Genomic DNA, 21,632 nt, shown 5'->3' on the forward strand with positions numbered 1-21,632 from the left:
GGTGCAATGGTTCGTACTACTACCCCCAAACCCCATTCGGCTATCTTGCCTCCACAACTTACCTTTGGCCTCCTTTCCCAACTGACCTTTCGCATCCCCTCTCCCACCCTATGTCCGATCCGCACGCCGACCCGACGCTGAGCAAACTCGAAGTACTGGAACAGAAAAACGCCGAGGCCCTGCTGGGCGGCGGCCAGGCCCGCATCGAGGCCCAACACAAGAAGGGCAAGCTGACGGCCCGCGAACGGCTGGACCTCTTGATGGACCCCGGCTCCTTCGAGGAAATCGGCAAGTTTGTGATGCACCGTTCCAAGGACTTCGGCCTCGACAAGGAGTACTACCTCGGCGACGGCGTGGTGACGGGCTACGGCACGATTAACGGCCGACTGGTGTACGTTTTCTCCCAGGATTTCACGGTGCTGGGCGGCTCGCTGAGCGAAACGCACGCCGAGAAAATCGTGAAGATTATGGACCTGGCCATGAAGAACGGCGCCCCGGTTATCGGCCTGAACGACTCGGGCGGGGCCCGCATTCAGGAGGGCGTGGTGAGCCTGGGCGGCTACGCCGACATCTTCTACAAGAATACCCTGGCCTCGGGCGTAGTACCGCAGATTTCGGCCATCATGGGGCCGTGCGCGGGCGGCGCGGTGTACTCGCCGGCCATTACCGACTTCATCCTGATGGTGGAAAACACGAGCTACATGTTCGTGACCGGCCCGAACGTGGTGAAGACGGTAACCCACGAAACCGTGACCAGCGAGGAGCTGGGCGGCGCCAGCACCCACAGCAGCAAAAGCGGCGTGACGCACTTCACCGCGCCCAACGAGGTGGCCATCATTCAGCAGCTCAAGCAGCTGCTGAGCTACATGCCGCAGAACTGCGAGGATACTGCCCCGGTGTACCCCTACGACGCCCAGGGCGACGAGCTGCGCCCGGAGCTGGACAGCATCATCCCCGACAACCCCAACCAGCCCTACGACATCCGCGAGGTCATCAGCGGCATCATCGACCAGGACTCGTTCATGGAGGTGCACCAGAACTTCGCCGAGAACATCGTGGTGGGCTTCGCGCGGCTGGGCGGGCGCAGCATCGGCATCGTGGGCAACCAGCCGGCGGTGCTGGCCGGCGTGCTCGACATCAACGCCTCGACCAAGGCGGCCCGCTTCGTGCGCTTCTGCGACTCGTTCAACATTCCGCTGCTGGTGCTGGAGGATGTGCCCGGCTTCCTGCCCGGCACCGACCAGGAGTGGCGCGGCATCATCACCAACGGCGCCAAGCTGCTCTACGCCTTCTGCGAAGCCACCGTGCCGCGCATCACCGTTATTACCCGCAAAGCCTACGGCGGGGCCTACGACGTGATGAACTCCAAGCACATCGGGGCGGACATGAACTACGCCTGGCCCACGGCCGAAATTGCGGTGATGGGCGCCAAGGGCGCGGCCGAAATCATCTTCAAGCGCGAAATAGCCCAGGCCGAAGACCCCGAAGCCAAGCTGCAGGAGAAAGTGGACGAGTACCAGCGTAAGTTTGCCACGCCCTACCGGGCGGCCCACCGCGGCTTCGTGGATGAGGTCATCGTGCCTTCGCAGACGCGGCAGAAGCTGATCCGCGCCTTTAAGATGCTGGAAAACAAAGTAGATCAGCTGCCGCGTAAAAAGCACGGGAATATTCCGCTGTAACCTTAGCCGCACCACATGGACTGGGAGCATCATTGTCGGCCTCGGCATCGTGCTGGTCGTTGTCGGACTGCTGCTGCGGTTCAAGCTGGAACGCTGGTTGCTGGGCGCGGTGCTGGTCATCTTCACGGTGGCGTCGCTGTTCACCGGCGACTGGTCGGACCCCGGCTCCGGGGTTGACTCCGACCCGCTCAAAGTCAGCCGCTGGTTTCTGATAATCGGCGGCCTCTGTCTGCTGATTGGCTGGAGCATAACTGCCGCAACCCGTTAGTCAGGGTGTCTAATGCTAATTCGGTTACTGTATGAATGTACCTTCCGCTGCTTCGCTGCTGACTGTGGTAGATGACTGAGAACTGCCTGCTGGCATGAAGCTGGTTCTCAAGCCCAAGCATCGGCGGCCGGGTGTTCGGCTCACCAGGGACTGGTTTACGACCGGCAACGCTCCTGCTGGCAGTTCGCGAATCGCACCCCGATTAATCACCCTTTAATACTAATCAAAAGCGGCTTTTTGGTGTTTTCCGTATTCATTTACATTCTTCAACAATACGAGAGCTGATTGCTCCTTTTCCAACCCATGCGCCAAGAAAGCTTCGACTTCCTGCAGAAATACCTGAACACCCACTCCCCCACTGGCTTCGAGAAAGAAGGCCAGAAGGTGTGGCTGGATTACATTAAGCCCTATATCGACGAGTACTTCGTGGACACTTACGGCACCGTGGTGGGCGTCGTGAATCCGGAGGCGAAGTACAAGGTGGTCATCGAAGCCCACGCCGACGAAATCAGCTGGTTCGTGAACTACATCACGAAGGAGGGCTACCTGTACCTGCGCCGCAACGGCGGCTCCGACGCGCTGATTGCGCCCTCGAAGCGGGTGCTGATTCACACCAAGAACGGGCCGGTGCGGGCCGTATTTGGCTGGCCGGCCATCCATGTGCGCAAGGTGGAGCAGGATAAGGCCCCGACCATCGAAACCATCTTCCTGGACTGCGGCGCGTCGTCGCAGAAGGAAGTGGAGGAAATGGGCATTCACGTGGGCTCGGTCGTGACCTTCGAGGACGAGCTGATGGAGCTGAACGGCAAGTACCTGGTGGGCCGGGCGCTGGATAACCGCATCGGCGGCTTCATGATTGCCGAGGTAGCCCGGCGCCTCAAGGAAGAAGGCAAGACGCTGCCCTTCGGCCTCTACGTCGTGAATGCGGTGCAGGAGGAAATCGGGCTGCGCGGGGCCGAAATGATTGCCCACCGCATCATGCCCGACGTGGCCATCGTGACGGACGTGACCCACGACACCCAGTCGCCGATGTACGAGAAGAAAACCTCCGGTGACATTCACTGCGGCAAGGGCCCGGTCATTACCTACGGCCCGGCCGTGCAGAACAACCTGCGCGACCTGATCATCGAAGCGGCCCAGGCCAAGGAAATTCCCTTTCAGCGCGCCGCCGCCACCCGCGCCACCGGCACCGACACCGACGCCTTTGCCTACGCCGGCGCCGGCGTGGCCTCGGCCCTGATTTCCCTGCCGCTGAAGTACATGCACACCACCGTCGAAACCGTCAGCCACGAGGACGTGCAGCACGTTATCGACCTGATCTACGAAGCCCTGCTGCGCATTGAGGACCAGCACGATTTCCGCTACTTCAAGTAAGCGTTGATGGTTTGGCCAGTGCAAAGGGCCTTGGTAAGCCGGAACGAGTCGTGGTTACGATAGTCGTTTTGGCGTACCAAGGCCCTCTGCTTTGCTGGCATTCTGCAGTGGACGCCGGCCTTTTCCGCTGCCGCATCATTATTCCCGGTGTCACTCCCATCCGCGACGCGGCCCCGACAGCCAACGCAGTAGACATCCGCCCTGGAGCTTTACTCAGGTTTTGCTACGGCGAGAGTGGCTCCCGACTGGTATAGACTATGCGCATATTGTTGGCCGTAGCAGTGGTAGTAGGCGGCCTTGGGGCTCTGGCCGGTCTGCTGGTCATATTCGCCTTCAATTTTCTGACACTCAGCCCGAGGCTTCACGATGGCCCGGGTTTGTACGCGGGCATGGTCCTGAACCTGCTGGCTATGCTGCTGGTCATAGGCGTGGTCTGCGCGCTGCGGCGGCGGCTCCGAGCCTGAGTTTGCCCTCCAATCCACCCTGTTACCCGCTCGATTGGTAACCTCAAAATAAAAAACGGAGTATCCTACTTTGAAATACAAAGTTCTTTTGTTCCTTTGTGTTGTCAACGCTTCGTACCGCCAAACCTCTTACAGCCATGACCTTGACCAAAAGCCTCACCCGCGTTTCGCTCATTACCGCCCTGCTGCTCTCGGTGCCCCTGGTGGCCATGCAGTTCACGGCCGAAGTAAACTGGAGCCTGTCTGATTTCGTCTTGATGGGCGCGCTGCTGTTCAGCGTGGGCATGGCCCTGGAGCTGGTAGCCAGCCAGCGCGGTCCGGTGGCGTACCGCCTGGCCGCCGGCGGCGCGGTGCTGACGACGCTGCTGCTGATCTGGTCGAACCTGGCGGTGGGCTTTATTGGCAGCGGGCCCAATGCGGCTAACCTGCTGTGCGGGGCGGTGCCCCTCGTGGCGCTGGCCGGGGCAGTGCTGGCGCGCTTTCAGGCGCGGGGCATGACTTACGCCATGGTAGCGGCGGCCCTGGTACAGGCCCTGGTGCCGGTAGCAGGACTGCTTGCTTCGCACCTGGAGGTGAGGCCGCAGGAATGGGTCATTAGCTTGGTATTTGCCGCCTTCTGGCTGGCTTCGGCCTGGCTGTTTCAGCGCGCCGACGCGGCCACCAGCGGGCAGCGGCTCGCGTAAGCAGCGGTGATACACGCGGCCGGGCCCGCGGGGCAGAAGTCGAGCACTTCTGCCCCGCGGGCCCGGCGGTTTTTCGGCTGGGTGCTGACTTACCGGCGCGGCCGGCGGTTCCCGGGCACGCCCCGCCCAGGCCCGCAGCTCTCGGCGGCGAAGCCGTATCTTGCTCCCCTACCCCGCGTCCGTGCTCAATCTGCCCCCCGTTTTTCCGCCCCTCACCGTCACCGACCAGATGCAGCGGCGCGTGGCCGTGCCGTATCCGCCGCAGCGCATTGTGTCGTTGGTGCCGTCGCAGACGGAGCTGCTGTTCGATTTGGGCCTGGCGGAGCGGGTGGTGGGCGTGACCAAGTTCTGCCTGCATCCGGCCGACGCGCGGCAGCGGGCTACGGTCATCGGCGGCACCAAGAACTTCCATTTCGATAAGATTGCCGCCCTCCAGCCCGACCTCATCATCGGCAACAAGGAGGAGAATTACCGGGAGGGTATCGAGCAACTGGCTGCCGCGTACCCGGTATGGATGAGCGACATCGTGACGCTGGCCGACGCGCTGGACATGATGCGCCGCGTGGGCCTGATAACGGGCACCAAAACCCGCGCCGAGCAACTCACGGCCGGTATTAGCACTTCATTGGCTGAACTGCCCGCGGTGGTGGAGCCAGCTACGGCCGCGTACTTCATCTGGCGGCAGCCCTACATGGTGGCCGCGGCGGGCACGTTTATCCATGAAATGCTGCCGCTGGCGGGCTTCCGCAATGTATTCGCCGACCTTGCCCGCTACCCCGAAATCAGCCCGGAGCAGCTGGCGCAGGCCAATCCGCAAGTGATTCTGCTGTCGTCGGAGCCGTACCCGTTTCAGCCGAAGCACGTGGCCGAGTTTCAGGCGCTGTGCCCGCAGGCGCGGGTGCTGGTGGTCGATGGGGAGCTGTTCAGCTGGTACGGCAGCCGGCTGCAGCACTCGGCGGCGTATTTCCGGGGGCTGCACGGGCAAGCCCAGTAACATTGCACGGCCCGAAAACGCAGCGGCCCGCTGAATCCAATTCGGCGGGCCGCTGCGTTGCAAGCAAGGCCGTTTACAGCTCGAAGCCGGCCTGGCGCAGCTCTTCCCAGAAAAACGGGTAGGACTTGCGCACCACGGCGGGCGTATTCACGGTGAGGCGGCCGCGCAGGGCCAGCGGGGCAAAGGCCATGGCCATGCGGTGGTCGTGGTAGGTTTCCACGGTCTGGCCCTGCACGTGCAGCCGCTCGGCCGACACGCGGAACATATCCTTGCCTTCGGGGGCCATGCCGGCGCCGAACTTGGCCAGCTCGGTTTGCAGGGCCAGAATGCGGTCCGTTTCCTTGATGCGCAGGCTTTCCAGGCCGGTCATGTCCACCACCACGCCGGTGGCGGCGGCGGCCACGGCAATGGTCTGGGCCAGGTCGGGGCAGTCGGTGAAGTTCATGGCCACGCGGGCGGCGCGCTCAGACGTTTGGCGCAGCACCACGCCGTCGTCCACGAACTCGGTGTGCACACCCAGCGGCTCCATCAGGCGCGCAATGGCCTGGTCGCCCTGCCAGGACTGCCGGCGCAGCCCGGGCAGATGCAGCTGCGAGCCTTCGGGCGCCAGGGCCACCAGGCTGTACCAGTAGCTGGCCGCCGACCAATCGGCCTCCACGGCGTAGTCGGCGGGCTGGTAGGGCTGCGGCGCCACGTGCACCTCGCGCTCCTGCACGTCCACTTCGGCCCCGAAGTGGCGCATCAGGGCAGCCGTCATCAGGATGTAGGGCCGCGAACCGACGTGGCCGGTGAGCTGCAGGTGCAGGCCGCCGGGCACCAGCGGACCAATCATCATCAGGGCCGAAATAAACTGGCTACTGATGTCGCCGCGGACGCTGAGCGGGGCGCCGCCGCGGGCCTGCCAGCCGCGCAGCTGCAGCGGCGGGTACCCCTCGCGGCCCACGTACTCGATATCGGCACCGAGCTGGCGCAGGGCATCCACCAGCACGCCGATGGGCCGCTCCAGCATGCGCGGCGTGCCGCTGATACTGGCGTGGCGACCGGTAGCGGCCAGAAAGGCGGTCAGAAAGCGCATGACGGTGCCGGCGTCCTCGGCGTCGAACTCGGGGGCCGCGGGGTGGGCCAGCAGGCGGCTCATCAGCTGGGTGTCGTTGGCCTCCGACAGGTTGCTGAGCTGTCCGCCGCCGGCCAGGGCGCGGATGATGAGGGCGCGGTTGCTTTCACTTTTAGAGGCCGGCAGCAGAGCCGTGCCGCGTAGCGGGCCGCCGGGCCAGCGCAGCGTGAGCGTATCGGGGAACTGGGGGTGTAGCACGAGAAAACGGGGCCCGGCCAATCACCATAGCGCGGTGAGGGCCGGAGGCGGAAAGTGAGACGTTATGGTGGGCAACCGCCGGGCCCGGTCCGCGGTTTGCGGTGGCTCCGGGCGCGGCGGCCCCGGCTTAGGCGGGCAGGCGGTGGTAGTAGCGCAGGCTGGCGGCCAGCTCGGCCACGGTCACGGGCTGGTCGTACACGCCTTGGCCAATACCGCGCAGCAGGGTGCAGTTGATGGTGTCGCCCTGGTTTTTCTTGTCCTGGCGGGCCAATTCGGCAATGGCGTCGGTTTCCAGCCCGATAAACTGCACTTTCTCGAACACCGAGAACAGGAAGGTTTCAATCTGGTCCAGCGCCTCCGGCGCCAGCAGCCCCTTCTGCACCGACAGCCAAGCCTCGCACACCAGACCCGCCGCTACGGCCTCGCCGTGCAGGATGCTGCGGCCCTGCAGCAGCAGGTAGCTTTCGAGGGCGTGGCCCACGGTATGGCCGAAGTTGAGCAGCTTGCGCGGCCCCCGCTCGGTGGGGTCCTCCTGCACGATGCGCTGCTTCACCGCCACCGAAGCGGCCACCGTCGGCATCCAGTCCTCCACGAACATGCCCTCCCGGCGGCCGGTCTGGAAGGCCTCGGCGTCGGCAATCAGCCAGTGCTTGACGACTTCGGCGTAGCCGGCGCGCAGCTCCCGCGGGTCGAGCGTGCTGAGAAACCGGGTATCGATGCACACGGCCTCCGGCAGCTGAAACACGCCCAGGTGGTTTTTCAGCCCGTGGTAGTCGACGCCGGTTTTGCCGCCGACGGCCGCATCTACCTGGGCCAGCAAGGTGGTGGGCACTAGGACGCAACGCAGCCCGCGCTTGTACAGGGCCGCGCAGAAGCCGCCGAGGTCCGTCACCACGCCGCCGCCCAGGCACACCAGCACGCTGTGCCGGTCGAAGCCGTGCTCGGTCAGCTCGTTCCACACCAGCTCGCACGTAGCCAGGGTTTTGTACTCCTCGCCGGCGGGTATTTCGATGAGGCGGTGGCCAGCGGGCAAATGGGGCTGCAGCGCGGGGTAGCAGAGGCGGGCGGTGTTGGTATCGGCCAGCACGGCTACGCGCGTGGTACCGGGCCGCGCCAGCAGGGCGGCCAAGGCCGGCAGCGCGGCAGCGCCGAGGTGGAGGTAGTCGGTCATAGGGGGCGAAGTTCGCAGGTTCTGCGGCGTGTACGAATAATCCGGCCGGGCATGCAACCGCACAAGGCGCGAAGGTATCATCCACGTACACCTATATTACTCTCTCCATGCTACTACGCTCTGCCATCCCCTTACTGATTTCCGCCGCCGCCGTGTCAGGCTGCATTACCTGCGAAGGCGACACCGAGGCGGCCCCCGCCCACCAGCTGCAGCACCGCTGGACCTGGCAAAGCAGCGTCGGCGGCATTGCAGGCCGCACCGAGACGCCCGCCAACACCGGCCAGCAGCGGGCCATTGAATTCGATGCCAACGGCAACGCGCACTTTTACACCAACGGGCAGCTCACCCGCACCACTACCTACACCATCCAAACGGGCACGTCCATCCGCACCAGTCAGCCCACCGACATCATTGTCTACGCCTCGGGCGGGCGGCAGAGCTACAGCATCAACGGCCAGCAGCTCACGCTTATGGATGAGGTGTACGACGGCTACGTGGCGGAATATCAGCGCTGACCGCTGCGGCCGGGTTCGAAGCCACCTGCCCCCACCATTCATTTCCATCCCACTGCGCTAGTTACCTCCGTTACCGATGCGTGTTTCTACCCCGTTCAGCTACGCGCTGCTGTTTCTCGGTTTGGCCGGCGGCCTGAGCAGCTGCGAACGGCCCACCGCCGCCCTTGCGCCCGACCCCGCCCTGCTAGGCCGCTGGGAATTGGTACCGTATAACTACCCCGGCGCCCCCCAGCAACGCCAGAGTCTGGAATTTGGCTCCGACGGGGTGATGCGTGCCTTCCGCCACGATACCCTGCACGATGTGCGCGCCTACGAGCTGCGCCGCCCCACCAACGATTTGGAAGCCGGCCCCGATGACCATTTCGTGGCCCTGGATGGCTACATCACGCAGGTGTACCGCATCAAGCGGGATACGCTGTACTGGAACACGGTCAGCTACAAGAACATGATTAACTGCTTCCCGGTGAACCTGCGTTTTGCCCGCACGGCCCCGCAGCCAGCCAAGCCCCAGTAAGCTGGTCGCCGCTCCCGGTGCCGCGTGCTTTGAGCGCGTCACCGACAACAGCAGCTGCACCCGGGGCCGGGCGCAAGCCTTGTTGAGCTTACAACACGGGGACAAATAGGAAAGGCAGCGGCCGGGGTTACTCCGGCCGCTGCATGATTTCCGTCTGCTTGCGGATGCTTTCGATGTGAATGAGCTTGTAAAGCTCGGCCACGAACTTTTCGTTCACGTTCAGGCGGCCGGCCCACTCCGGGCGGCTGCGGAAGATTTCGTTCCAGCGGTCCAGCTGCAGAATCTTCACGTTGTTCTGCTTTTTGTACTCGGCCAGCTCCTCCACCAGGGCCATGCGCCGGGCCAGCGCCTCGATGATTTCCTGGTCGGCCACGTCCATTTTCTGGCGCAGCTCCTCGGCTTTGTTGAGGTAGTCCGCGTTGTCGGTCGAGCGGTAACGGTGCTTCAGCTCGGCCAGAATTTCGCCCAGGCGGGCGGGCGTCACCTGCTGAGCGGCGTCGCTCCAGGCGTTGTCCGGGTCGGGGTGGGTTTCCAGCATCAGCCCGTCGTAGTCGAGGTCCAGGGCCTTTTGGGCCACGGGCAGCAGCAGGTCGCGCCGGCCGGTGATGTGGCTCGGGTCGCAGATGAGCGGCAGCTCCGGAAAGCGCGTTTTGAGCTCGATGGCAATGCCCCAGGTGGGTGCGTTGCGGTAGCGGCTCGGGGCGCCGGTGCTGAAGCCGCGGTGAATAGCCGCCAGATCCTTGACGCCGGCGCGGTCGAGCCGCTCCAGCGCCCCGGCCCACAGGGCCAGATCGGGGTTGACGGGATTTTTCACCATCACCGGCACGCCGGTACCGGCCAGGGCCTCGGCCAGCTCCTGCACCGCGAAGGGGTTGACGGTGGTGCGCGCCCCGATCCAGACCACGTCGACGCCGTGGGCCAGGGCTTCTTCCACGTGGCGCGGGGTGGCTACTTCCACCGTCACGGCCAGGCCGGTTTCCTGCTGCACGCGCTGCAGCCACCGCAGCCCCTCCGTGCCGATGCCCTCGAAGGAGCCGGGCCGGGTGCGGGGCTTCCAGATGCCGGCCCGAAACAAATCGACGCCCAGGCCCTGCAGGCCGCGGGCGGTGGCCATTACTTGCTCTTCGGTTTCGGCCGAGCAGGGGCCGGCAAACAGCAGCGGCTGGCCCTTCTGGGCCAGGCGGCGGGTAAAATAGGTATCGAGCTCCATGCGGGAAAAAGCGGAAGCCGGGGCGGCCGACCGGGGCCGAACTCGGGTTCCGGCAGAAGTGTTACGGGGGGCGCCACTGGCGCATTCAGCTGCTAAACTACGGGCTTCGGTCCGATGTTTCGTGGCTATCTTCGCCCCGCCATTTTCCCCATTCCCACCCGCATGCCCGAGCCCCAAACCCACCCCGCCGTTTCCTTTGACAACACGGCCGTTGCCTTCGCCAGCAAGTCCAGCGGCGAGTTGCGGCAGATGCACCTGCTCTTCAGCACCATGAACAACAAGGGCATGGTGGACGTAGGCGGCGCCCTGATGACAAAGGCCCTGAGCTGGGGTATTCCGGGCACCAAGAGCATCATCAAGCACAGCATCTTCAAGCAGTTCTGCGGCGGCGAAACCATCCAGGAGTGCAAGCCCGTCATTGCTGAGCTGGGCAAGTTCCGCATCGGCACCATCCTCGACTACTCGGTGGAGGGCGAAGGCAACGAGCAGAGCTTCGACCATACCCGCGACGAGCTGCTGAAAACCATCGAGCTGGCCGCCGGCAACCCGCACATTCCCTTCTCGGTGTTCAAGGTGACGGGCGTGGCCGACAGCGCCCTGCTGGAAAAAGTGCAGGCCGGCCAGCCGCTGTCGGCGGCGGAGCAGCAGGCCTACGAGCGGGCCCAGCAGCGCATCGACGAGCTGTGCCGCCGCGCCCACGACCGGAACGTGCGCATCTTCGTCGACGCCGAGGAAAGCTGGTTCCAGGACACCATCGACGATCTGGCCCGCGAAATGATGCGCCGCTACAACCAGCAGCGCCCCATCGTGTGGAACACCTACCAGCTCTACCGCCACGACCGGCTGGAGGCCCTGCAGGCCGACTACGAGCACGCCCGGCAGGAAAACTACTACCTCGGCGCCAAGCTGGTGCGCGGGGCCTACATGGAGAAAGAGGCCCGCGTGGCCCAGCAGCGCGGCTACCAGAACCCCATCAACCCCACGAAGCAGGCCACCGACGACCTTTACGACGAGGCCCTGCGCTTCTCCGTCGACCACCTCGACCGCATGGCCATCTGCGCGGGCACCCACAACGAGGCGTCCTCGCGCCTGCTCACCGAGCTGCTGGCCGAGGCCGGCCTCGCGCCCGGCGACGAGCGGGTGTGGTTTGCCCAGCTCTACGGCATGAGCGACAACCTGAGCTACAACCTGGCCCACGCCGGCTACAACACGGCCAAGTACGTGCCCTACGGCCCGGTGGAAGCGGTGATGCCCTACCTGCTGCGCCGCGCCAACGAAAACACGGCTATTGCCGGCCAAACCAGCCGGGAACTACTCCTTATAAAGCGCGAAATTGAGCGACGAAAAAATAAAGCGCGCTAACAATCAATGGCATAGTTGTTGGGAACCGGCCCGTTGCGTTGGAATTGTCCAACGCAACGGGTTTTTTTTGTATTTTAACTCCTCTCAACTCCCCTTACTCCACACATGATTACTCGCGTCCGCCGCTTCCTCGTCAACTATTCCCGGCACCAGACCGGTACCGTCAGCTACCTGACGGTGGTGCAAGAAGCGGAGCTAGGCCTCAACCTCGACATCTCGCACGAAAAAGCGCGCCTCAACGAGCTGCTGGCCGAAATTTCCGAAACCGAATACCAAGCCGGCCGCCCCATCCTGAGCTGCCTGGTGAAAGTAGAAGGCTCCAAGGGCCAGGGCGACAATTTCTTCAAGCTCTGCGAACGGCTGGGCCTGGGCCCCTGGCGGGAGCTAAAGCAAAATCCTGATTTCCTGTCTAATCTGCGCGCCGAATGCCGAGAATTCTGGCGCAACGAGGAAAACTTCGCCCAGTTTTCCTGAACCCGACCCGGTGAGGTAGCCGGGGCAAACATTCCCGTTTTACCCCGGCTGGTGTAACCCGGATGGAAAGGCCGCCGTTTAGGTAGCCAAACGAGTGTAAGCTCGACCCCTCGACTTACAACTCCTTGATACTCCTTCCCCAACCATCCAACCAAAACCTCATCCAATGAATACCGACAACACCTCCAACCAGGGCAATACCCCCGGCACCGGCTCTTCGACCAATCCCGCCAACCAGGGCACCGGTGCTGGCGCCGGCTACGGCAGCACCCAGCATTCCGGTAGCGGCTCGATGGGCTCGTCGGGTCTGAATTCCAGCAGCAACGTTTCGTCCGCCTCGCAAGTAGGTGCCGGCACCAACCAGAGCACGGGCGCTAACTATAACTCGGGCTCCTCGCTGGGCAACAGCAACATGGGCTCGACCTCGTCGTACAGCACCCCGCAAAACAGCGTGGACCCGGACGACAAGCACCACGACTACAGCGCCACCCAGAAGGGCGGTGAAATTGCCGGCACCCCGGGTGCCGTGGTAGGCCGTGGCATCGATGCCGTGCAGAACACCGCCGGCGACGCCGCCCGCGCCATAACCGGCGAAGACCGCACCTACGGCGACAATAACCAGTCGGGCCGCTACCTTACCTCGACGTTCCGCGACCGGGCTTCGGCCGAGCGTGCCTATGAGTCGCTGTCGGCCCGTGGCTACACCAAGGACGACGTGAACCTGCTCATGTCGGATGAAACCCGCAAAACCCACTTCGGTGACGACACCGCTCACACCGAGCTGGGCAGCAAAGCCATGGAGGGTGCCGGCGTAGGCTCGGCCATCGGTGGCACGGCTGGTGCCGTTATCGGTGCTATTGCTGCCATCGGTACCTCGGTAGCTCTGCCCGGTCTGGGCCTCATCATTGCCGGTCCGCTGGCCGCCGCCCTGGCTGGTGCCGGTGCCGGTGGTCTGACGGGTGGCCTGGTAGGTGCGCTGGTAGGCTCGGGCATCCCCGAAGAGCGCGCTGCCGAGTATGAATCGGACATTAAGAACGGTGGCATTGTGATGGGTGTACGCCCGCGCAATGACGAAGACGCCCGCCACTTCCAGGACGAGTTCCGCCGCAACTCCGGCGACCGTATCTACTACTAGCCCCTGGGCCAGTAAACAGCAAAGCCAAACTTTTTAGACTGGCTATCAAGACCTCCCCGCAACCGGGGAGGTCTTTTTTGCTTCTATAGCCTCGAAGCCGTTCTTTGGGCACTATTGCCCCACCGAGCTGGTTAGATTACTGGAATGGGCCGGTTTTTGACCACACCCATTCGGTGCGGCTTTACGTACATCAACACACCACTTTTTACCGCGTCTCTGCCCATGTCATTCATCCGCCTGAAAATAGGCCTGTACGCCGCCGTCGTCATGGCAGTGTTCGTGCTGGCTTCCTACAAGCTTTACCGGGGCACCGGCGCCCCGGCCCCCGAAAAAGAAGAAGTTCTCATCAAGGCGATGCTGCAGGGCCTGAGCCAGGCGCACTACCAGCCCGAGCAGATTGACGACAACTTCTCCAAGCGCGTGTTCGATCTGTACCTCAAGCGCATCGACTACTCCAAGAAATTCCTGCTGCAGTCGGACGTGGCCCAGCTGCGCAAGTACCAGACGGAAATTGACGACCAGGTGAAGCGCGGCTCGCACGAATTTCTGGAGCTGAGCACCCAGCTGATGGACCAGCGCACCAAGGAGGTGCAGGCCCTGTACCGCGACCTGCTCAGCAAGCCCATCGACTTCATGGTGGACGAGACCTTCCAGACCGACTTCGACAAGGCCCAGTTCCCGGCCGATAAAGCTGCTCAGCGCGACGAATGGCGCCGTTACGTGAAGTACCACACCATGACGCGTCTGGCCGAAGTGCAGGACGAACAGGCCAAGCGGGACCCGAAAAAAGCTACCGACGCCGCCATGACGCCCGTGCAGATGGAAGCCGAAGCCCGAAAGCGCGTGCTGAAGTACTTCGACGAGCAGTTCAGCGACATGCTGCAGAACGACGCCAACGACCGGTTGGCGCTGTGGGCCAACACCATTGCCAACACCTACGACCCCCACACGGAGTACTTCGCCCCCAAGGACAAGGAAACGTTTGACATTGCCATGACCGGCCGCTTCGAAGGTATTGGCGCTACGCTGCAGGAGAAAGACGGCCAGATTAAGGTGGCCGACATCATTCCCGGCTCGGCTTCGTACCGCCAGGGCCAGCTCAAAACCGGTGACCTGATTCAGCGCGTGGCCCAGGGCGCCGCCGAGCCGGTATCGGTAGAAGGTATGCGCCTCGACAAAGCCATCAGCTTTATCCGCGGCGCCAAGGGCACGGAAGTGCGCCTGACGGTGAAAAAACCCGACGGCAGCACCCAGGTCATTCCCATCATCCGCGACGTGGTAGTGGTGGAAGAAACCTACGCCCAATCCGCAATCATCAACGAAGGCGGCAAGAAAATCGGCTACCTGCGCCTGCCCACCTTCTACGCTAACTTCAACGATGAGAAGGGCGGCCGCAGCTCGGCGGAGGACGTGAAGAAGGAAATCGAGAAGCTGAAAGCCGAAAACGTGCAAGGCATCGTGTTTGACCTGCGCACCAACGGCGGCGGCTCCCTCACCGACGCCGTGGAAATGGCTGGCCTGTTTATCGACAGCGGCCCCGTGGTGCAGGTGCGCTCGGGCCAGGGCTCAGCCCAGGTGCTCAACGACCGGGACCCGCGCGTGCAGTACGACGGTCCGCTGGTGCTGATGGTGAACAAGTACAGCGCCTCGGCCTCGGAAATTCTGGCTGCCGCCATTCAGGACTACAAGCGCGGCGTGATTATGGGCTCGACCAGCACCTACGGCAAAGGCACCGTGCAACGCATCTTCGACCTCGACGACGCGCTGCCGGCCGAGTTCAACGCCATCAAGCCTTTCGGCTCGCTGAAGCTGACCACCCAGAAGTTCTACCGCATCAACGGCGGCTCGACCCAGTTCAAAGGCGTAGTGCCGGACATCATCCTGCCCGACGCTTACAGCTACCTCGACCAGGGCGAGAAAGAAGCCGACTATGCCCTGAAGTGGGACGAAATCAGCGCCGCCCGCTACCGCACTTGGCCCCAGGCCCCGCAAATCGACAAGCTGAAAACTGCCAGCACGGCCCGCGTAGCCGCCAGCCCCAGCTTCAAGCTGGTAACGGACATCGTGGAGCGCATGCGCAAGCGTAAGGACGACACCAACGTGTCGCTGAAGCTGACCTCGTACCGCGCCGAGCAGGCCCAGGCGAAAGCCGAATCCAAGAAGTACGACGACCTGCAGAAGGCCGCTCCGGCCCTGAACATTGCCCCGCTGGCCGCCGATTTGCGCGTGGTACAGTCGGACACGGTGCAGCAGAACCGCCGCCGCCGCATGTCGAAGAACTTGGTGAAGGACATCAACCTGCGCGAAGCCGTAGCCGTGGTGAAAGACCAGATTGACGCCCCGCAGGTGACTAAGCGCTAAGCCGCTGCCCGCTATTCCACTTAGCCGAAAAGCCCCGGTATCGACTCGATGCCGGGGCTTTTTCTGTGCCTATTCGCAAACGGTAGAAGCCCCACTATGAGCCTGAAAACCAAAGACTATTCTCAAGCCCAAGCATGTTAACAACTATAGACGCAACACCTTGATAACCAATTACAAATTTTGGTGTTTTTTATGCCAAAAAAATTAGTAATTTGGCACCATATCCCGCCCTTCTACGTTGAGCAGATATGATGACGAACAACGAACAACTGACCGACAACGTCCTGCAACTGCCGGTAGCCGACGACGCCCAGCTTCAGCATGATGAGGCATGGCGTAAGTCCATCCCGGCGCAGGTGTTCCTGAACTACTTCTTTGCCCTGAGCTACCACATCCGCGAAGCTGATGATGCCACGGGCGGGCTGCAGCATCTGCCGTTTTTCCGCGCCCACCAGGCCGAGCTGACTGATACCGACCGCGCCGCCGTGGAGAAGTACCTGCACAGCTGCTGGAGCACCGAGTACGCCCTGCGCGCCACCGCCGAACTGGGCGACGACGACTACCTGCGCAATGCCCTGCACTGGACTTTTCCGCAGGCCTACCACGCCGTTATGGCCGGGCTGCAGGCTTTCTTGTATACGGCCGGTGTGCGCAGCAACAACCCCTCGCTGATTCGCCGCGAAGTAGGCCGCTTGGTGGTGCGCAATGCGTACCCGCGCCCGGTGTCCTTCTACGCGGCCGGCTCCTACGGCGACTTTAGCATCCACCGTCTGCCGCTGGCTGGTTACAAGGCCGGCTTGCAGATTGCCGGCAAGGCCATCGACGCTCAGGCTCAGCTGGGGCAGTTTCTGCGCACCACCCGCAAGCAGAAGGCTGTAGCGGTGCGCCAGCAGGTGCAGGCCAACCCCGCCACTGCCATCCGTAGCCAGAAGACGGGCCAGCCGCTGGAGAAGTGGACAGCCCAGCACTGGCAGCAGATTACCTGGCGCCTAGGCTATACCACCGTTTTCGACTTGCTGGGCCGTTTGCGCATCTCCCAGACCAGCCGGGAAATTGAGCGTTACGTGGAAGCCGACATCGACTTCCGTCTGTTCCACCAGTCCCTGCTCGACATCGTGAGCTACCTCAACGGCATCCACGAAACTTACGTGGCCAAGGCCCTGGGCCTGGAACGCTACCAGGAGCTGGTGAGCAACCTGCCCAAGCACCTGCAGCACAACTTCGTGGAGGAGCGCCTGCGTACCCGCGTGGCCCCTACCCTCTCGGGCGAAGAGTCGCAGCTGGGCATGGCCGCCTAAATCACGGATTCTTGCGGATTTGACGGATTGCACGGATTTTGTGGACGATTGATTAAGCTAGCAACGGCCCGCCAGGTAGGTGGGCCATTTTTCTTTTCACAGCAGAAAGAAAGTATTCATAAGCCTCTGTAACGTCTTCCAGCATATTCCCTGGCCAATCGTCCACGAAATCCGACCAATCCGTCAAATCCGCAAGAATCCGTGATTTATCTTTGCGGCTTGACTTTCGCGGCCCGCTCCGGGCCCTGTTTTTAAGCCTCGTGCCATGCACCACCTAAGCGAACAGGAAATCATTCGCCGCAACAAGCTCGACGAGCTGCAGCAGCTCGGCATCGAGCCCTACCCGTCGGAGATGTTCGACGTGAACTTCTACGCCCAGGAAATTCACGACAACTACCACCCCGAGCTGAACAACTTCCAGGAAGTCAGCCTGGCCGGCCGCATCATGTCGGTGCGGGTGATGGGCAAGGCTTCGTTTGCGGAGCTGATGGATGCTTCGGGCCGTATTCAGCTCTACATCAACCGCGACGAAATCTGCCCGGGCGAGGACAAGACCCTTTACAATACCGTCTTCAAGAAGCTGGTAGATCTGGGTGACTTCGTGGGCGTGAAAGGGCACGTGTTCAAGACGCAGGTGGGCGAAACCTCGGTGCACGTCACTGAATTCAAGCTGCTCAGCAAGAGCCTGCGTCCCCTGCCGGTGGTAAAGACCCGCCGCGACGAGGAAACGGGCAAGGAAGTGGTGTACGACGGTCTCACCGATCCGGAATTGCGCTACCGCCAGCGCTACGTGGACCTGGTGGTGAACCCGCACGTGCGCGACGCTTTCGTGAAGCGCACCCAGCTGGTGCAGGCCATGCGCAACTACCTCAACGACAAAGGCTACCTGGAGGTGGAAACGCCCATCCTGCAGCCCTTGTACGGTGGGGCCGCCGCCCGCCCGTTCAAAACGCACCACAACACGCTGGACATGACGCTGTATTTGCGCATTGCCAACGAGCTGTATTTGAAGCGCCTCATCGTGGGCGGCTTCGACGGGGTGTACGAATTCTCGAAGGACTTCCGCAACGAGGGCATGAGCCGGTTCCACAACCCGGAATTCACCCAGATGGAGCTGTACGTAGCCTACAAGGACTACTACTGGATGATGGATCTGGTGGAAGAAATGGTGGAGCGCGTGGCCCTGGCCCTGCACGGGCAAACCGAAGTGAAGGTGGGCGCCAACGTTATCAATTTCCAGCGCCCCTGGAAGCGCTTTACCATGGCCGAGGCCATTGAGCACTACACCGGCTTTAACATCGATGGCAAGAGCGAAGAGGAGCTGCGCGCCGCTGCCAAAGCTCTGAAAGTTGGCCTCGACCCCAGCATGGGCAAGGCCAAAATCATCGACGAAATCTTTGGGGAACACGTGGAGCCGAAGCTCATTCAGCCCACGTTCATCACCGACTACCCGGTGGAAATGTCGCCGCTGGCCAAGAAGCACCGCTCGAAGCCGGGCTTGGTGGAGCGTTTCGAAGCCATCTGCAACGGCAAGGAAATCTGCAACGCCTTCTCCGAGCTGAACGACCCCATCGACCAGCGCCAGCGCTTCGAGGACCAGTTGGAGCTCGGCAAGCGCGGCGACGTGGAGGCCATGGTACTCGACGAAGACTTCTTGCGCGCCCTGGAGTACGGCATGCCGCCCACGGCCGGCCTGGGCATCGGCATCGACCGCCTGTCGATGATTATGACCAACTCCAACTCCATTCAGGACGTGCTGTTCTTCCCGCAGATGAAGCCCGAACAGGCCGAAAAGAAAACGGAGAAATCAGATAAGCCCGTGGAATAACGTGCAGCGCGGGCTTTAGCCCGCGTTTGCGTGGACGATTGTTGTTGCACCTTGGGAAAGCAACGATGTCGTTCAGGCAAACGCGGGCTGAAGCCCACGCTACAAAACGTCGAAAGCCCCTCGTACATGAATAGTACGGGGGGCTTTCTTTTGATAATCAGTTAACCATTCCAGCCGGTACAAACCGAAGAAATGTGCGATGGACACGTCTGATTTTGCTGCAGGTTGTTTTACCAGATCCAAGCAGAAGCTCCTACGGTCGGCAATTTTGCTTCGGAACGTCTATCCGACTTTCTATTTAAACCGATTATGTACTCTTTAACGCCGGTGTTATGAGAAGGTTACGCTCAACGCAAAAATTTCTGGCCACCAGTTGCGAAGTGCGCGCAGACACCTGAACAAACAACGTTGCAAGCAGCTTCCGATACCTCACTGCGCTCGGCTGAGCGAAGAAACGTCCATAAAACCGAAAGGCCTCGCACCAGTCGAAACGGGTACGAGGCCTTTCTTTGAGAAATTGTCCGTAGCTAATTCAGCGGCGTAGCGTAATCTGAAGAAGTTTACCGGGTTAATCCGATTTGATTTTGCTGACCAGTTGTTTAACCAATCTGTTCAGAAGCTCAATCGTTGGCAATTTTACTTCAAGTGCTACTGCAGCGACTTTTCTAAGTCAATTTCTACTGTTTTTAACGGTGCTGTTACCGAAAGGTTACGCACCGCCGGATTTTTTTAGCTGCCTACGCCGCTGCCGCCCGTAGTGCCACCGGCATCGAAGCCGCCGGAGCTGCCATTGCCGCCATCGGGGCGGGAAGAGCTGGCCGTAGACGCGCTGCCCCCAGCGCCCGAGCCCGACGAGGCCCCGCTGGTGCTACCGGCATCCTGGCCCGACGACGAGCCGGCACCGGATTTTTTGCTGCCTTTGCTGCCGCCGCTGTTCAGACCGGCCAGCGCGTCTTCGGCGCCGGAACGGTCGGCTTCGTCGCCGGCGGCGGAACCGCCGCCTTTCAGACCGTCGAGCTTGGACAGGCCATCCTGCAGCAGCTTATTGAGGTCTTCGCCGAATTTGCCCAGGGACTTGCCCAGGGAGTCGCGGGTGGCCGTGCCGGCTTCCGGGGCCATCAGCAGCCCGGCCACGATGCCGGCGCTGGCGCCGGCCAGCAGCGCAAGGATTACTTTACCGCTGTTGTCTTTCATAAAGAAGTAGGGTGTTTTGAAGGTAGGGGAAGAACACAACAGGCCGCCGGGGCCGGTAGTGCTAACGGGAATGTTCGGGTAAGGTTATGACAAAAAACGCCCCATACCGCGGACGGTAGGGGGCGTTTTGGAGGGCGGCGAAAAGGCCCGAACGATTACAAATCGTTGAGGATTTTCACGATTTCGCGCTTGCCTTTGCCCAGCTTTTCCTGCAGGCGGCCCACCAGCTCGTCGGCGGCGCCTTCCGAGTAGGTCAGGTCCTCATCGGTGAGCTGCGCGTACTGCTGCTTCAGCTTGCCTTTCGACTGTTCCCAGTCACCTTTCAGGTTCAGGCTGGAACCGGCGCCGGTCACGCCGAGGTCTTCCAGCTTCTCCACGAGGTTTTTGAAAGTGCCGTCGAGCTGGGTGCCAAACTTCGACAGCTGGTCGCCCAGTTGGTCGCCGTATTTGCCAGCGTAGTTTTTCAGGTTGCCGCGGGTAGCGCTGCCTTTGTCCGGTGCAATGAGCAGGCCGGCTACGATACCAGCGCTGGCGCCGGCCAGCAGGGCCAGCAATACTTTACCCGTGTTGTTGTCTTCGTTGTAAGACATGGTGAAGGAAGGATGTGGTTGAAAGAAAGGGGTCTGGGCTGAGAAATCGGCCGGTCTATATATTCGGCGGCTGATTTGACCTGCCTATACGGAAGGCCTACCGTCGGGTTGTTGGGCCCGTGGCGAAAACAATACCGCCGGCCGTCAATATAGTTTTAAAACAATATACAGCCAGACGCCTTCACCCTGAAAAAGTGGCGTTTACCTTTCCGCTCCGTCCGGGACGCTAGTTTCCGCGTATTTTGGGCCACACCAGCATTTTCTCCTGCCATGCCCCACCGTCTGCTACTGGCCGCGCCGCTGCTGACCCTGCTGCTGAGCGGCGCCTGCCAGCGGTCCGCCGCCCCCACCGAATCAGCCGCCGACTGCATCGATGCCAGCAAAATCCGCAAGGACGCTATCTGCACCATGGAATACAACCCGGTGTGCGGCTGCAACAACAAAACCTACAGCAACCCTTGTCAGGCCACCAACGCCGGCGTGACGAGCTATAAGCAGGGTGCCTGCCCCGACAGCAAGAATTGAGCTTATGAGCGAGAAACGCTATTTCCTGAACCCGGCGCCCTTCGTGGTGCCCACCACCGACGGCAAGCTCATCGAAGAGCACGTGGGGCTGGCCAGCACCGGCAGCGGGCAGTACAGCCTGGCGCACATGGTGGCCCCGCCCCAGTGGAGCGAGCCCCACCAGCGCCCGGAGTTCGACGAAATTACCATCGTGGTGCGCGGGCAGAAGCGCTTCGAAATCGACGGGGACGTGGTGGAGCTGGCGGCCGGACAGGCTCTGCTCATCAAGGCCGGCGCCCGGGTGCGCTATTCCAACCCCTTCGACGCGGAGTGCGAGTACTGGTCGATTTGCGTGCCGGCGTTCAGCCCGGCCACGGTGCACCGGGAGGAGGAATAGGCTCACGCAACCTTTGGCCGGGTGCGCGGCTCCTACGGGCGTACCCTGCTTCCCATCTTTCCCATGAAGTACTGCTTTACGCTTGCGCTGCTGGGCTGCCTGCTGGCCTCGTGCGACACCTCCACCCCGGCCCCCGACGACTGCATCGACCCGAAGCTGGCCCGGCGCACCACCATCGTCACCGACGAGCTGAACCCGGTGTGTGGCTGTGACGGCAAAACCTACGACAACCCCAGCTACGCCAAGCGGGCGGGGGTTCGGTCGTACGTAGTCGGGCCCTGCCAGCAGTAAGAAAGATGCTTGCG

General features: G+C 62.2%; 21 protein-coding genes. 16 read left to right on the forward strand and 5 right to left on the reverse strand.

All coding sequences use genetic code 11. The annotated features are described in order from the left end of the window. The first annotated feature begins 110 nt into the window (after positions 1–110). The 5 genes from EJV47_RS25910 to EJV47_RS25930 all read left to right on the forward strand — a co-directional run bounded on the left by EJV47_RS25910 (position 111) and on the right by EJV47_RS25930 (position 5,462). Positions 111–1,679, forward strand: coding sequence for an acyl-CoA carboxylase subunit beta (locus EJV47_RS25910; RefSeq protein ID WP_126696124.1), 1,569 nt, complete (start codon positions 111–113; stop codon positions 1,677–1,679). Between the two features lie 49 nt (positions 1,680–1,728). Beyond that, positions 1,729–1,947 carry a hypothetical protein gene (locus tag EJV47_RS25915; RefSeq protein WP_126696125.1) on the forward strand — a complete coding sequence of 73 codons (219 nt, stop codon included), beginning with the start codon at positions 1,729–1,731 and terminating at the stop codon, positions 1,945–1,947. Between the two features lie 303 nt (positions 1,948–2,250). Next, positions 2,251–3,321, forward strand: a complete 1,071-nt coding sequence (locus tag EJV47_RS25920) for a M42 family metallopeptidase (protein WP_126696126.1) — start codon at positions 2,251–2,253, stop codon at positions 3,319–3,321. 601 nt (positions 3,322–3,922) lie between these two features. Further along, positions 3,923–4,468: a hypothetical protein gene (locus EJV47_RS28505; RefSeq protein WP_207896002.1), complete on the forward strand. Its 546-nt coding sequence runs from the start codon at positions 3,923–3,925 to the stop codon at positions 4,466–4,468. Positions 4,469–4,649: 181 nt separating this feature from the next. Next, positions 4,650–5,462, forward strand: coding sequence for an ABC transporter substrate-binding protein (locus EJV47_RS25930; protein WP_243651322.1), 813 nt, complete (start codon positions 4,650–4,652; stop codon positions 5,460–5,462). 73 nt (positions 5,463–5,535) lie between these two features. On the opposite strand, the gene EJV47_RS25935 is transcribed toward EJV47_RS25930, so the two are convergent. Beyond that, positions 5,536–6,774, reverse strand: coding sequence for a 3-phosphoshikimate 1-carboxyvinyltransferase (locus EJV47_RS25935; protein WP_243651323.1), 1,239 nt, complete (start codon positions 6,772–6,774; stop codon positions 5,536–5,538). A gap of 127 nt (positions 6,775–6,901) precedes the next feature. Beyond that, complete coding sequence (aroB, locus tag EJV47_RS25940; protein ID WP_126696127.1) at positions 6,902–7,945, reverse strand: 3-dehydroquinate synthase; 1,044 nt, start codon at positions 7,943–7,945, stop codon at positions 6,902–6,904. Between the two features lie 107 nt (positions 7,946–8,052). On the opposite strand from aroB, the gene EJV47_RS25945 reads away from it, so the two are divergent. After that, positions 8,053–8,460, forward strand: coding sequence for a hypothetical protein (locus tag EJV47_RS25945; RefSeq protein WP_126696128.1), 408 nt, complete (start codon positions 8,053–8,055; stop codon positions 8,458–8,460). Between the two features lie 76 nt (positions 8,461–8,536). Beyond that, on the forward strand, positions 8,537–8,974 hold the full coding sequence (locus EJV47_RS25950; RefSeq protein WP_126696129.1) for a hypothetical protein: 438 nt from the start codon (positions 8,537–8,539) through the stop codon (positions 8,972–8,974). 127 nt (positions 8,975–9,101) lie between these two features. On the opposite strand, the gene EJV47_RS25955 is transcribed toward EJV47_RS25950, so the two are convergent. Then, a complete protein-coding gene (locus tag EJV47_RS25955) occupies positions 9,102–10,184 on the reverse strand; it encodes a bifunctional 3-deoxy-7-phosphoheptulonate synthase/chorismate mutase type II (protein WP_126696130.1) in 1,083 nt (360 codons plus the stop codon). Positions 10,185–10,346: 162 nt separating this feature from the next. Between EJV47_RS25955 and EJV47_RS25960 the strand changes: the two genes are divergently transcribed. The 6 genes from EJV47_RS25960 (at position 10,347) to lysS (ending at position 18,642) form a co-directional block, all read left to right on the forward strand. After that, positions 10,347–11,546: a proline dehydrogenase family protein gene (locus tag EJV47_RS25960; protein ID WP_126696131.1), complete on the forward strand. Its 1,200-nt coding sequence runs from the start codon at positions 10,347–10,349 to the stop codon at positions 11,544–11,546. A 105-nt stretch (positions 11,547–11,651) separates the two neighbouring features. Further along, positions 11,652–12,020: a hypothetical protein gene (locus EJV47_RS25965; protein ID WP_126696132.1), complete on the forward strand. Its 369-nt coding sequence runs from the start codon at positions 11,652–11,654 to the stop codon at positions 12,018–12,020. Positions 12,021–12,186: 166 nt separating this feature from the next. Further along, positions 12,187–13,155, forward strand: coding sequence for a hypothetical protein (locus EJV47_RS29060; protein WP_341539282.1), 969 nt, complete (start codon positions 12,187–12,189; stop codon positions 13,153–13,155). 222 nt (positions 13,156–13,377) lie between these two features. Then, positions 13,378–15,516 (forward strand): carboxy terminal-processing peptidase, encoded by a 2,139-nt coding sequence (locus EJV47_RS25975; RefSeq protein ID WP_126696133.1) that lies wholly within the window; start codon positions 13,378–13,380, stop codon positions 15,514–15,516. 248 nt (positions 15,517–15,764) lie between these two features. Further along, positions 15,765–16,814 (forward strand): hypothetical protein, encoded by a 1,050-nt coding sequence (locus EJV47_RS25980; RefSeq protein WP_243651324.1) that lies wholly within the window; start codon positions 15,765–15,767, stop codon positions 16,812–16,814. A gap of 265 nt (positions 16,815–17,079) precedes the next feature. After that, positions 17,080–18,642 carry a lysine--tRNA ligase gene (gene lysS, locus EJV47_RS25985; RefSeq protein ID WP_126696134.1) on the forward strand — a complete coding sequence of 521 codons (1,563 nt, stop codon included), beginning with the start codon at positions 17,080–17,082 and terminating at the stop codon, positions 18,640–18,642. A gap of 729 nt (positions 18,643–19,371) precedes the next feature. On the opposite strand, the gene EJV47_RS25990 is transcribed toward lysS, so the two are convergent. Both EJV47_RS25990 and EJV47_RS29065 read right to left on the reverse strand, forming a co-directional pair. Further along, a complete protein-coding gene (locus tag EJV47_RS25990) occupies positions 19,372–19,836 on the reverse strand; it encodes a YtxH domain-containing protein (RefSeq protein ID WP_126696135.1) in 465 nt (154 codons plus the stop codon). 155 nt (positions 19,837–19,991) lie between these two features. Then, positions 19,992–20,426, reverse strand: coding sequence for a YtxH domain-containing protein (locus EJV47_RS29065; protein WP_126696136.1), 435 nt, complete (start codon positions 20,424–20,426; stop codon positions 19,992–19,994). A 270-nt stretch (positions 20,427–20,696) separates the two neighbouring features. On the opposite strand from EJV47_RS29065, the gene EJV47_RS26000 reads away from it, so the two are divergent. The 3 genes from EJV47_RS26000 (at position 20,697) to EJV47_RS26010 (ending at position 21,618) form a co-directional block, all read left to right on the forward strand. Beyond that, positions 20,697–20,951 carry a Kazal-type serine protease inhibitor domain-containing protein gene (locus tag EJV47_RS26000; protein ID WP_126696137.1) on the forward strand — a complete coding sequence of 85 codons (255 nt, stop codon included), beginning with the start codon at positions 20,697–20,699 and terminating at the stop codon, positions 20,949–20,951. A 4-nt stretch (positions 20,952–20,955) separates the two neighbouring features. After that, positions 20,956–21,327, forward strand: a complete 372-nt coding sequence (locus EJV47_RS26005; RefSeq protein WP_126696138.1) for a cupin domain-containing protein — start codon at positions 20,956–20,958, stop codon at positions 21,325–21,327. 63 nt (positions 21,328–21,390) lie between these two features. Then, entirely contained in the window at positions 21,391–21,618 is a 228-nt protein-coding gene (locus tag EJV47_RS26010) for a Kazal-type serine protease inhibitor family protein (RefSeq protein WP_126696139.1), read from the forward strand. The last annotated feature ends 14 nt before the right edge of the window (positions 21,619–21,632 follow it).

The sequence above is a fragment of the Hymenobacter gummosus genome (assembly GCF_003970915.1).
Lineage (GTDB): Bacteria > Bacteroidota > Bacteroidia > Cytophagales > Hymenobacteraceae > Solirubrum > Solirubrum gummosum.